The organism is Bacillus sp. PK6-025 (assembly GCF_056530265.1).
In genome coordinates, this window is sequence record NZ_CP096509.1 from 2061707 (window position 1) to 2074556 (window position 12850).

Here is a 12850-nt window from a genome sequence, read left to right on the forward strand (position 1 = left end):
AAGAAGATGGAAAATCTGTATTTAAGTATAATAGGATTGTTCCGCTTTTACTGCAATCACAAGACGAAGGAAGACCAAATGAAAAGGCATGAATCCGTGCAGTGCCGGACTCATGCCAATCAAACTGTTTCATGAATTTTATTGTCTAGCTTTTTCAAATCGCTTCAAATTCAGCTGTCCTGGCGATTGAAAAGGTCGGTAATCGCGTGCATGAATTCAATTCCTTGAAAAACAAACAAATTGATTGCTGCTAATGAAAATAGTCCAATAATCACCGTTCTTATAATAAATAACATGTTAAAACCTCCCGTTTTTTTCGTATGGTTATGGTTTTAAAACATGCGCTTTATCGAAATAAGAAGAGTGATAGAACACCGCGAGCATAAATGCCTTCAGATGCTCTTTCCGCCTGTTCATCATGAACGCCTGGCCGGAAGCCGCAGCTAAGATGAAGAGAAGGATGGATTCAGCTCCGAAGCCGAGTGAATTCCACAATGATTTCGCCTTTTCTTCACCATATTTGCCGGCTGTCAGTTCATGGAGTTCGTCTCCTGAAACAGCGGCTTTTTGCGTATGGTGATTTGCCGGCATCTGGGGCATTGAGAACGAATGAAGGCTCGCAATGACTAAAAAGAATATGGACAGTTGCAGAAACAATGTCTTTTTCATTTGATCTCATCCCCTTAGTATCTCATCATCTTAGCATATTTTATGTTATAAGAAAAGATGATTATTTTGTGACAGTTGGCAAATATTTATTGACAATATGAGATTTTTCGCAACGCACTTGGAATGAAAGCGCATTTTTATATATGAATAAAGATAATACTCTGCTATAATGAGCATTGGGACTAAAGTAATAATGATGTTAACAGCCTTTATGTTTAAAAGACAGAAAATTCTATCTAGTTTTTCTTGTGTCATTATTATGATATAATCCTATCATGTTAGAAAACTTAACATCAAAACAAAATTCGTTTGTTTCAGGAGGGTGCTATGGAAGAAATTTTAAGCGAAATCATCAATGTCCCAAGCGGTTTTATTTGGACTTATTTAGTCTATATATTAATAGGAATAGGCCTGTTCTTTACTTTTAAATTGAAATTCGTTCAATTCCGCTATTTCTTCGAGATGTTTCGTATCGTCGGACAAAAGGAGGAGAAAGGAAAAGGCGTCTCGTCTTTGCAGGCTTTCTTTATTTCCGCCGCTTCGCGTGTCGGCACGGGTAACCTGACCGGTGTCGCGCTTGCTGTTGCAACAGGAGGACCTGGAGCGGTCTTTTGGATGTGGGTTGTCGCGCTTGTCGGTATGGCTTCCAGCTTTGTGGAGAGTACGCTGGCTCAAGTGTACAAGGTCAAAGACGGCGATCATTTCAGAGGGGGCCCAGCTTATTACATGGAAAAAGCGCTGGGTGCCAGATGGATGGGCATTATCTTTGCCGTTTTGATTACGATTACATTCGGATTGATCTTTAATGCGGTGCAAGCCAATACGATCGTCGGTTCGATGGAAGGGGCTTTCAACCTTGATAAAACAACGGTCGGAATTGTTTTGGCGGTATTGACCGGATTTATCATTTTCGGCGGTTTGAAACGCGTTGTGACAGTTTCGCAGTTGATCGTTCCGGTTATGGCGGTCATTTATCTTGGACTTGCTTTATTTGTCGTGCTGACGAATATTTCTCAAATACCGGCCGTTTTCGCGATGATTGTGAAAGATGCTTTCGGGATCGAGCAGATTGCAGGGGGTACGCTCGGCAGCATCATTATTATCGGTGCGAAGCGCGGCTTGTTTTCAAACGAAGCCGGAATGGGAAGCGCGCCGAACGCAGCGGCGACTGCCAATGTCTCTCACCCGGCGAAGCAAGGTTTTATCCAAACGCTTGGCGTATTCTTTGATACGATGGTTATCTGCAGTGCGACAGCCTTTATGATTCTGCTGTTCAATCTGACGCCGGGCAAAGAGCTTGACGGCATTCAAATTACACAAGCAGCCATGCAGCATCATGTCGGAAGCTGGGCGCCTGCGTTTGTCGCAGTGGCGATTTTCCTGTTCGCTTTCAGCTCAATCGTCGGAAACTACTATTATGGTGAGACGAATATTGAATTTATTAAAAAGAGCAAGACGACGCTTGCCGTTTACCGTACAGCTGTTGTCGCAATGGTCATCTTCGGATCTGTATCCGGTTTTCAGCTTGTGTGGGACATGGCGGATTTATTTATGGGATTAATGGCGATCATTAACCTGATTGCGATTCTGCTTCTTTCCGGAATTGCCGCGAAAGTGCTGAAAGACTATACTGATCAGCGTAAAACAGGGAAGAACCCTGTCTTTAAGGCAAGCTCGATTCCAGGTCTGAAAAACACAGAGGCTTGGGAAGACGAGAAGGAAACATTGCAATCGAAATAAACAATATGAAAAAAGGCGTCCTTGGGGCGCCTTTTTCTTGTTTTTTTACTGACAGCTGAATGAGGTAATCTCGTTCAAGTCAATACCGAAGTAAACCCAGCGGAATTGACGCGGTCTCCAGCGGTAGCCCGCAATCGAATAACGTCCGACGAAAACCGGGTAGAACCAAAAGCGGCTGCCGTTTCTTAAGCGGATGAATGTATATTTGAACAGGCATCTTCTGATTCCGCCGGGATCAACGGCAAATACCGAAGGGCCGGTGTCTTGCGGAAATTGGCTCGGCGGCGGGGGGAGAAACTGCTGTTGCTGCTGTCCTCCAACTCCTGGAGGCGGCCCCGGCGGAAATTGCTGGCGATACGGATCATATAGTGAAGGATCGTATGGATACAATAAAAACGCTCCTTTCTGATGGTTTGCTTTATCGTATGATTGATAGGGAATAAGGGTAGCTTGCCTATAGAGAAAAAAATCCCTAAAGCCGTTTTGGCTTTAGGGAATGTTTAAATGCTTTTGCGGGGCGCCCGTTTTCGGTAAACAACATAGCTTCTTGTCAAATATTTTAGCGGCATGCTGAATACGTGGACGAGCCGAGTAAACGGCCAGACGATGAAAATGACGTAGCCCATCATAATATGAAGCTTAAACCAGAGGGGCACGCTCACCATAAGTCCGGCATCAGGCTTGAATAAGAAAATGTTGCGAAACCAAGGGCTGATTGTTGTCCGATAGTCGAATCCTTTTGAATCGATGTTCAAGAAGGTTGCCGCAAGCCCAGTCGTCATGACGAATAACAAAGCGACCAGCGTGATGAAATCACCGGCAGAGCTCGTTTTTCGAATTCGTTTGTCCGTGAATCTGCGGTAGGTCAATATGATAAGTCCTGACAGCGCGGCGATGCCCGCGGGCAGTCCGAAACCGATCGCGATTTTATGGTACATATGCTCTGATACGCCGAGCGCTTGATAAAGGCTTTCCGGAATTAAAATTCCCATCACATGCCCGCCGATGACAAAAAAGATTCCCCAGTGAAAAAGGCTGCTGCCAAGCGCCAATTTTTTCTTTTCGAGCATTTCGCTTGATTTGGCCGTCCAGCCAAACTGATCATGTTGATAGCGGTATATATGCCCTCCGATAAAAATGGTGATGACGATATAGGGGAGGATGACCCACAGGATTTGTTCGATCATGGCTGTACATTCCTTTCAACACCAATTTCCTCTAAAATCATCGTTAATCCGTCTAATAACGGCGTATAGATGCTTTCATTCTCTGAAAGCTGCAATCTTAATTCTTCCAGGTTCGCTGCGTATTTTTGGAATACAGCCGCAGCTTTTTCATGATCGGCGACTGCAGCAAATTCAAGCATGAGCGGCAGATAATCCGGCAGCTCTTTGTCTGTCGGCTGAAAACCGGACTGCTGATACAGATCTTTCAGCTGCAGCAATTCAATTCCGCGCTCCCTTTGTTCACCGGAGTTGAAATAGGTGACATAAAGGTTCGTTTTTTTGCCGAAATCAAACGTATATACGTACGTTTCGATCAATTCCTCAGACGAATAGGAAGCCGCGCTTTCCAAAAAGGCAAGCAGATGCCCTTTCAGCGCTTCATGTTCGATTTCGCCGATGATCTGCTGCCATTCGGAACGTTCTTTTCTCCACTCTTCATCAGGGTAGGAGAGGAGGTGAGAAAGAGCGGCAAAAACGGTTTGTTTGTCTGTTCCATTCATGAAGCTTCCCTCCAGTGTTATATGTTTTGGCAAGAGCCGGGTCCTCCGGCAAACGATAATCCGCAGCTTCCTTGTTCCATGTACAGATCCGCGACTTCTTCGCGATGGGTTTGCGGAATGACAAAGCGGTCATCGTATTTGGCGATCGCAAGCAGACGGTACATATCTTCAATCTGCTCTTCAGTCAATCCGGTATCTTGAATCAGGGCTGAATCGATCTGTTTGTTTGTTTGAGTCGCTCGCATGTACATACGCATCACAGACATTTTCTTTAATGTCGTTCTTATATGGTGTGTATCACCGGCAGTCAGCAAATTGGCCAAATATTCGATCGGAATCCGCATTTCATCAATGGCAGGGAAGATATCTTCAGCTGATTGGGCCGTTCCTTTTCCTTCAAACATATTCATAATCGGACTGAGCGGCGGAATATACCATACCATCGGCAATGTCCGGTATTCAGGATGCAGCGGCAGAGCGATTTTCCAATCGATGATCATTTTGTAGATCGGCGATTTTTGCGCTGCTTCGATCCACTCCAGCGGAATGCCTTGAGCTTTTGCTTCTTCTGCGACAGCGGGATCATTCGGATCAAGGAAAATTTCCAGCTGGGAGTGATATAGATCTTTTTCATTTTCGGCTGAAGCCGCTTCTTCGACTTTATCTGCATCATAAAGCATGACTCCGAGATAGCGGATTCTGCCGACGCATGTCTCAGAGCAGATTGTCGGCAGTCCTGCTTCAAGACGAGGGAAGCACAATGTGCATTTTTCCGCCTTGTTCGTCTGCCAGTTGAAATACACTTTTTTATAAGGGCATGATGATACACAGTGTCTCCATGAGCGGCACGCATTTTGATCGACGAGAACGATCCCGTCTTCTTCGCGTTTGTACATCGCTCCCGACGGACAGGAGGAGACGCAGGAAGGATTGATGCAGTGTTCGCATATCCTTGGCAGATACATCATAAAGACGTCTTCAAATTCAGTCTTGATCGATTCTTCCATTTTTTTGACGTTTGGATCTTGAAGGCCTGTAATGTGGCCGCCGGCAAGATCGTCTTCCCAGTTCGGACCCCATTCAAGGTTCATGAAGTCTCCCGTAATAGAAGACTTCGGCCTTGCAACAGGCTGGTGTTTTTTCTCCGGACTGTTTGTCAGCGTTTCATAATCATAGTTCCAAGGTTCATAGTAGTCATCGATCGTCGGCTGGTACGGGTTGTAGAATAAATTCATGAGCCGCGTTGTTTTGGCGCCTGATTTGAGCTGAAGTTTGCCTTTTTTCAGCTCCCAGCCGCCTCTGTATTTATCCTGGTCCTCCCATTGTTTAGGGTAGCCGATGCCCGGTTTTGTTTCGACGTTGTTGAAGTACATATATTCTGCACCGGAACGGTTTGTCCATGTGTTTTTGCATGTGACGCTGCATGTATGGCAGCCGATGCATTTATCAAGGTTCATTACCATTCCGATTTGAGCTTTAATCTTCAAGCCAATCGACCTCCTTCAATTTTCTGATCACGACATTGAGGTCGCGCTGATTTCCTGTCGGCCCGTAGTAGTTGAATCCGTAGCTGAGCTGGCCGTAGCCTCCGATCATCTGCGTCGGCTTGACATGGATGCGTGTCGGACTGTTATGGGTTCCACCGCGGTTATTCGTCAGCTTTGTTCCCGGTACATTGATATGCCGGTCTTGGGCATGGTGCATAAAGGCCATTCCTTTTGGAATCCGGTGTGATGTCACGGCCCGTGCGACGACGACTCCGTTTCGGTTGAAGCATTCGATCCAGTCGTTGTCCTGAATGTCGGTTTCTTCCGCATCGTCTTTATTCATCCAGACTGTCGGCCCGCCTCTGAAAAGGGTAAGCATCGGCAGGGAATCAAAATACATGCTGTGAACCGACCATTTATTATGCGGCGTTAAATAGTTTAAAACGATTTCTTTTCCTTCCTGATCCGGACGCTTGTTCAAGAAAGGGCGGTGGATCAGGATCGGCTTGAATGTCGCCATGTTCTCGCCGAATTCCGTCATCATTTCATGATCAAGGTAAAAAGACTGTCTGCCGGTCAGCGTTCTCCACGGAATCAGTTTTTCAACGTTCGTTGTAAACGGCGAATAGCGCCGTCCGCCTTTTTCAGAACCGCTGAAAGCAGGGGAGGTGATCACCGTTTTCGGCTGAGCCGAAATTTGCTCAAATGTAAAGCATTCCTCTTCCCGTTCTTCAGCTAAGTCTTTCAACTCAAGATTCGTTATTTTTTCAAGCGATTCCCACGCTTTAACGGCTACTTTCCCGTTTGAAGTGGAAGAGAGGGTCAATACCGCTTCCGCAGCCTGTCTTGCATCACTGATGTCAGGACAGCCTTTGGCGATCGTGTCGTCTTTTACGACGCCGATCGTTTTTTTGAGGGAATCATATTCCGCTTCAACAGACCAGTTCATACCTTTCGTACCAAACGGCTGTTTGACAACATTCGGCCCAAGCGATGTCATCTTATTGAAAATCTGCTTGTAATCCCGTTCCACAACATGAATTTGCGGCATTGTTTTGCCGGGAACGGCAGGGCAGTCGCCTTTGCTCCAATCTTTGATTTTCCCGAGCGGCTGCGCCATTTCCTGTGGAGTGTCATGGAGAAGAGGAGTCGCAACAGCCTCTTTTACAGGTTCCATGTCCATTTCTTCAGCCAGATTGGAAACCGCTTTTGCCAATGCTTTGAAAATATCCCAATCAGACTTTGCTTCCCACGGCGCGCTGATTGCCGGGTTAAACGGGTGGATGAACGGATGCATATCCGTGCTGCTGAGATCGTGTTTTTCGTACCAGGTGGCCGCAGGGAGCACGATGTCTGAATAAAGGGCTGTTCCCGCCATCCGGAAATCGAGATTGACCAGTAAGTCGAGTTTGCCTTCAGGCGCTTTGTCACGCCATGTGATTTCTTCGGGACGGACGCTGTCCTGATCATCGTTCATCAGTCCGTTAGTCGTGCCGAGCAAGTGCTTCAGAAAATATTCATGACCTTTGCCGGAGCTCGAGATTAAGTTGGCTCTCCAGACAAATAGATTTCTCGGGAAGTTCTTTTCATTGTCAGGATCTTCAATTGAAAACTTGAGCTTTTTCTCCTCAAGCTGTCTGGCGATATAGCTTCCGACTTGCTGAGCGTTCTCAGCGCCTGCTTTTTCTGCTTCTTTATACAGATCAATACCGTTTTTCTCAAACGTCGGATACGAAGGAAGCCATCCGAGTCTTGCCGCCAGCACATTGTAATCGGCGTGGTGCTTGTAGCGCGATGTTTTTGCGATAGGGGAAGCAAGCCCGCTGATTTCCTGATCTTCATAGCGCCACTGGTCGGTAGCGAAGTAGAAAAATGATGTTCCGTTTTGTAGTTTGGCAGGGCCTCCCCAGTCTTTGGCCGTCGCGATCGTCTGCCATCCTTCGGCCGGCCGGAGTTTTTCCTGGCCGACATAGTGGGCCCAGCCGCCTCCGTTAACCCCTTGAGCTCCGACGAGAAGCACAAGATTCAGCACAGCTCTGTAAATGGTGTCTGAATTGAACCAATGGTTAATACCGGCGCCGACAATGATCATTGAACGGCCCTCTGTGTCAATCGCATTTTGCGCGAATTCCCTCGCGATCTTGATCACCATTTCACTTTTAATGCCGGTAATCGGCTCTTGCCAAGCCGGTGTAAACGGTTCAGGATCATCAAATGATGCCGGCGTCTGTCCGTCAATTCCGCGGTTGACGCCATAGTTGGCGAGCGTCAGGTCGAAAACGGTAGAAACAAAAACTTCCTCTCCGTCCAGAATCATTTTTTTGATCGGAAGCGGTCTTTCAAGCACTTTATTGCCGTCATGTGAGAAGTAAGGAATGTTGACCGTGCCGATCATATCTTCGTGTCCAAGCATGGAAAGCCGAGGTGTGATCGGTTTTTCTGAATCCTCATCAACCATGCGCAGATTCCATTTTCCTTGGCCGTCCCAGCGGGAGCCCATCGTGCCCTGCGGAATCGCAAATCCATCTGTGTCTTCATCCCAAACGGCAGGCTTCCACTCATCATGTTCTGTCGCACGCCCGATATCTTTAGCATGGAGGAAGCGGCCTGCTGTGAACGTTCCGTTTTCCTCTTTCAAAGTCACCAAAAACGGGAAATCGGTATATTGTTTTGCATAATCAATAAAACGCTCCGTTTTCTGGTTGACATAAAAGTCTTGGAGAATGACGTGGCCCATCGCCATGGCCAGTGCGCCGTCCGTGCCTTGTCTGATGCTCAGCCAATCATCGGAAAACTTTGAGGACTCGGCAAAGTCCGGGCTGATCGAAATCACTTTTGCCCCTTTATAGCGGGCTTCGGCTAAAAAGTGAGCGTCAGGCGTTCTGGTAAGCGGCACATTAGAACCCCATGTCATGATGTAGCCTGAATTGTACCAGTCGCTGCTTTCCGGAACGTCGGTTTGATCTCCCCAAATTTGCGGTGAAGCAGGAGGGAGGTCGGCATACCAGTCATAGAAGCTCAGCATCGGCCCGCCGATCAGGGACATAAAGCGTGACCCTGCTGCGTGGCTGAGCATCGACATGGCTGGAATCGGCGAGAAGCCGACATTTCGGTCAGGACCGTATTTGGCAATGGTGTACAGAAGGGAAGCCGAAATCAGCTTCAGGACTTCGCTCCATTCGGCGCGGACAAATCCGCCTTTTCCGCGCGCCTGTTTATAGGCCTTTGCTTTTTCAGGGTTTTCGATAATTGATTTCCATGCTTCCAGCGGATTTTTGCTGCTGTTTAGCGCCTCGCGCCACATCTGGATCAGCACACCGCGTACATACGGATATTTCACGCGGAGCGGGCTGTATATATACCAGGAAAAGCTCGCTCCCCTCGGACAGCCGCGCGGTTCAAAGTCCGGCATATCAGGGCCAGTCGAAGGGTAATCGAGTCGCTGCCCTTCCCATGTGACGATTCCGTTTTTGACGTAGATATTCCAGCTGCAGGAGCCTGTACAGTTCACCCCGTGGGTAGAGCGAACCACTTTATCATGCTGCCATCTATTTCTGTATACATCTTCCCAATTCCGGTCTTCATAAGTGGTTTGGCTGTGTTGATTGGAATGGCGTTCAATAGGAGAGAAATAATTTAATCTCCTGAAAATGGGACTCTGTTTCTTTTTTTTCATTGCTGGTTCACTCCTTCTGAGTCAGTGATGCTACCCTCACTATATATGGAGGAGGCGCTGGACCTTGTTAAATTTGTCACATGGTTTCGGGTTTTCACAAATTTGTCACATTTTCAGGAGGGGAGAGGGAGGACAAAAAAACAGCCTGCATGGAAGCGGGCTGTCGAATGGGTCAATCGCTCGTGTTCAAAATTCTCTTTTCCCCGGTAATCTCTTGAATCGGGGCGATGTTCTGGGTGAATTCCAAAGTTCCGATATAGCGGCCGTTTTCATCGCGTACGGCAAAATAGCGGATGAACACGTATTTGTCTTTAAATTTGATCCAAAAGTCTTCAACGTCTTTTTTGCCTGATTTAAAGTCGTCAAGAAGTTTGTTGACGATATGGACGCTTGCCGGCGGATGGCAGTTTTGGACGGTCCGGCCGATTACGGCTTTTGTCCTTGCGAAAATCCGTTCCTTTCCGTGTGAAAAATAGCGGACCACATCGTTTTCATCGATGAAGGTGATATCGACCGGAAGATGGTTCATCATGTGCTCAAGCTGGGCCACGGACAGAATACCAGTAGAGAGCCTGACATATCCGTCAGCCGCCTCTTCTGTTGTTTTGAGCTGATGGCGTTCAGGCTTCCACACCGTTTCCGGAGCAGTCAGGCAATATCCTATCTCGTCGCTTTCAGCCGCGATTTTCAGCCATTCGTCTTCTGTCAGCGTTCTGAGCGCCATCGGCAAGAGGATATTTTCTTCTTTATAAATCATTTCCGTGCCTTCTTGAATGATAAACGTTAGCTCGCGGATGACTTCATCTTTTTTGTCCGGCGTATACTCTTCCAACAAACGCTTCACTTCTTTGATGCTCTTGCGGATAAAATCATCGACAGCCCACATCACTTGGCTGGGCCCAGTAATTCCATACTTTTCTAAATAGGGGAAGAGAAGATTTTCTTTTCTGCTGTAATGTTTGTCGACATCGGCGAGCAAGTTTAAGTCTGTGAGCAGCTTGAGAATGTTGTCGCGGTGATCTTCTTTTTCAAAACGTTCCAAATGAAGCTGCATTTTAAAGTTCAAAAGGAGGTCGATTTCTTTATTTTCTTTCATAAAAGTATGAACGGGATGGCCTGGCTGCTTATCGGCGTCAGCGCGGTGAATGTCTTCAATCGATCCTTTAAACACAGCGGCGTGAACGGAACAAAGCTCTTGAATTTCTTCGGGGGTAATGCCTTCTTCCTTCATTAACGCCTGTTCCAGCTGAGCGATTTCTTCAGCATTGACTGAACCGAACGCCTTTTCAAACCGTTTTTTGACGTCGGCAAGCGGTTTTCCTTTATGAAGGTCGATGATGATTTCTTTCAGAAGCTGCTTTTTTTCCTCTGGCAGACCTTGCTGCGTTTCCCGGTTGTTAATCATTTCGCTCATTGTTTTTCTCCTTTCCAAACGGGGTCAAATCCGTGCGCTTTCAATATGTCTAAGACATGCGGCCATTCGATTTGCATCATTCGTGCGCCTTTCGGAATCGTCACGATACGCCCGGCTGTTTCCAGCATGCCGGGCTTCGTTATGTTTTTAAACCCGGCTTCCTTCATCACGGCTTTTAGTTCAGGATGCAATGTGCAAAGTTCGTATACGGAATCGTTCAAATCAATTTTTTTATTATGCAGAGGGATCACATCCTTTGATAGTGATGATCATTCTCATCTATACCGTAATACAAGTATGCTGAAAAAAATGTGACGTACATCACATTTTTCAGCGCAAAGCCTTCGGAATATAAATACAGCTCGGGTCGCTTTCCAGATAATCGCCTGTCAGAGCATAGGCACGTGAGCGCGAACCGCCGCACACATGGCGGAATTCACAGACGCCGCATTTTCCTTTAAATCCGTCCGGATTTCGCAAATCCTTAAAGATCGGTGATTCGCGATAAATCTCAGCCAGCGGCTGTTCGCGGATGTTTCCGGCTTTAAACGGCAGGAGTCCGCTTGGATATACATCGCCGATATGGGAGATAAACATAAAGCCGTTGCCATCGTTCACACCTTTCGGAGCCCGGCCCAATCCGCCGATCGCATCCATTTTCCCTTTCTGCAATGCGTGTTCATAGCGGATTTTCATGTTGGGGTCTTTCGCTTCCCGCATTTTTTGTTGAATAACGACCCGTCGGTAGTGCTGGGCTGCTGTCGTTTTGATGTCAAAAGGCGCTTCTTTTGCCAAACGGCTGAGCCAAAGAAAGACTTTTTCATGGTCCACCGGCGAAATCATATCTTCCCGCTTCGCGCGGCCTGTCGGGACGAGAAAAAATACACTCCATAATACACAGTTCAATTCTTCGATCAGCTTTGCCATTTCATCCAGGTAATCGATGTTATAAGCGGATATAACGGTATTAATCTGCAGAGGCAGATGGCATTCATGAATGTAGCGTATGGCCTTCATGGTCAGGTCAAAGGAACCGTCCGTTCCTCGAAAATGATCATGAATCTCTCGGGTTGGGCCGTCCAAGCTGAACGCCCATCGGGATAAGCCGATTTCTTTTGCTGATTGAATCGCTTCTCTTGTAACATTCGGCGTAGCACTCGGGGTCATGGAGACGCGAACCCCTTTTTGGACGGCATACTCAATAATGGCGAATACGTCGTCTCTCATTAAAGGGTCACCCCCTGTCAGCACGAGGAGGGGATTGTCCATCGCATGAATTTGATCAATTAAATCTTTTCCCTCTTTCAGGGTGAGCTCCCGCGGATCGCGTTTATTTTGAGCCGATGCCCGGCAATGAAGGCACTTGAGCTCGCACGCTCTTGTCAGCTCCCAAATGACGATAAACGGAGACTTGTCGAAATCGCAATGTATCATCTTTCATCTGTCCTTTCGTTTGCATTCATGTGTATCGTAGCGGAAATGAAAAAGAAAAAAAGTTAAGTAGATCACATTTAGAAAAGGAAGGGAAAGAAGGGGGAGGCCCTTCTCACGCGTCGTCTTCTGCGGAGGAGTTGAGGTAACGCAAAAAAAGCTGGTAGGAAAAATACAAATTCTGCTGAAGCAGCATGAGAAAGTTCGTCTGTAATTGGCGGTTATAAGTCATCATTTTTTTGAAAGTATGAAATGGAATTTCAAGTACGGCGGTTTCTGCGGCAGTGTTGACTGAAATAAACGGAGATACGAAAGGTTCGCCTTTTTGATCAATAGGGAAAACATCGCCTTTTTCCCACTCGGCGATCGTTCGGGATTCTTCTGGAAGTCTTCTGTCAGAAAAATGAACTTCCCCTTTTAAAACAAAATAGACGGATTGCGAATGAAGGAACGATCGCGAATGCTGAGATGGCTGGATATCGATCACCTTCCCGTTTTTCAGCAGCCTTTTGATGATCGGAAGGGGTACCCCGAGAAACATAGGAAGATTTTTCAGAAACAATAAGTAGTCAAACCGGTCCATGGTATATCCTCCTTCTATATATTAGCATTTAGTATAAAGCGCCGGGCTGGAGGGCGCAGTGATTTATTTCACACGCCTGTATGCAAAATGTCACTGTGTAAAAAAGACGAAACTTTTATAATGT

Annotated in this window: 12 protein-coding genes; 1 reads left to right on the forward strand and 11 read right to left on the reverse strand. The window is 46.8% G+C overall.

Annotation, left to right across the window (positions count from 1 at the left end):
* Window positions 1-170: 170 nt before the first annotated feature.
* Both M1D67_RS10805 and M1D67_RS10810 read right to left on the reverse strand, forming a co-directional pair.
* Window positions 171-296: a hypothetical protein gene (locus tag M1D67_RS10805; protein WP_020451622.1), complete on the reverse strand. Its 126-nt coding sequence runs from the start codon at window positions 294-296 to the stop codon at window positions 171-173.
* A gap of 28 nt (window positions 297-324) precedes the next feature.
* Window positions 325-669, reverse strand: coding sequence for a hypothetical protein (locus M1D67_RS10810; RefSeq protein WP_020451623.1), 345 nt, complete (start codon window positions 667-669; stop codon window positions 325-327).
* Window positions 670-996: 327 nt separating this feature from the next.
* Here M1D67_RS10810 and M1D67_RS10815 point away from each other — a divergent pair, with 327 nt between their 5' ends.
* Window positions 997-2409, forward strand: a complete 1413-nt coding sequence (locus M1D67_RS10815) for an alanine/glycine:cation symporter family protein (RefSeq protein WP_023857575.1) — start codon at window positions 997-999, stop codon at window positions 2407-2409.
* 45 nt (window positions 2410-2454) lie between these two features.
* On the opposite strand, the gene M1D67_RS10820 is transcribed toward M1D67_RS10815, so the two are convergent.
* From M1D67_RS10820 to M1D67_RS10860, 9 genes are all read right to left on the reverse strand, one after another.
* Window positions 2455-2799, reverse strand: a complete 345-nt coding sequence (locus M1D67_RS10820; RefSeq protein WP_020451626.1) for a hypothetical protein — start codon at window positions 2797-2799, stop codon at window positions 2455-2457.
* Window positions 2800-2909: 110 nt separating this feature from the next.
* A complete protein-coding gene (gene narI, locus M1D67_RS10825) occupies window positions 2910-3596 on the reverse strand; it encodes a respiratory nitrate reductase subunit gamma (protein WP_026579647.1) in 687 nt (228 codons plus the stop codon).
* Entirely contained in the window at window positions 3593-4135 is a 543-nt protein-coding gene (narJ, locus tag M1D67_RS10830) for a nitrate reductase molybdenum cofactor assembly chaperone (protein ID WP_023857572.1), read from the reverse strand. Before narJ ends, narI begins: the two co-directional genes overlap by 4 nt.
* 17 nt (window positions 4136-4152) lie before the next feature.
* Entirely contained in the window at window positions 4153-5622 is a 1470-nt protein-coding gene (narH, locus tag M1D67_RS10835; RefSeq protein WP_020451629.1) for a nitrate reductase subunit beta, read from the reverse strand.
* Entirely contained in the window at window positions 5612-9298 is a 3687-nt protein-coding gene (locus M1D67_RS10840; protein WP_026579646.1) for a nitrate reductase subunit alpha, read from the reverse strand. The genes narH and M1D67_RS10840 overlap by 11 nt, the downstream gene beginning before the upstream one ends.
* Window positions 9299-9470: 172 nt before the next feature.
* Complete coding sequence (locus M1D67_RS10845) at window positions 9471-10712, reverse strand: DUF438 domain-containing protein (protein ID WP_128822467.1); 1242 nt, start codon at window positions 10710-10712, stop codon at window positions 9471-9473.
* Entirely contained in the window at window positions 10709-10933 is a 225-nt protein-coding gene (locus M1D67_RS10850; RefSeq protein ID WP_229129053.1) for a DUF1858 domain-containing protein, read from the reverse strand. The genes M1D67_RS10845 and M1D67_RS10850 overlap by 4 nt, the downstream gene beginning before the upstream one ends.
* Window positions 10934-11042: 109 nt before the next feature.
* On the reverse strand, window positions 11043-12146 hold the full coding sequence (locus M1D67_RS10855) for a TIGR04053 family radical SAM/SPASM domain-containing protein (protein WP_023857568.1): 1104 nt from the start codon (window positions 12144-12146) through the stop codon (window positions 11043-11045).
* Between the two features lie 112 nt (window positions 12147-12258).
* Complete coding sequence (locus M1D67_RS10860) at window positions 12259-12726, reverse strand: cyclic nucleotide-binding domain-containing protein (RefSeq protein WP_020451634.1); 468 nt, start codon at window positions 12724-12726, stop codon at window positions 12259-12261.
* Window positions 12727-12850 lie beyond the last annotated feature (124 nt).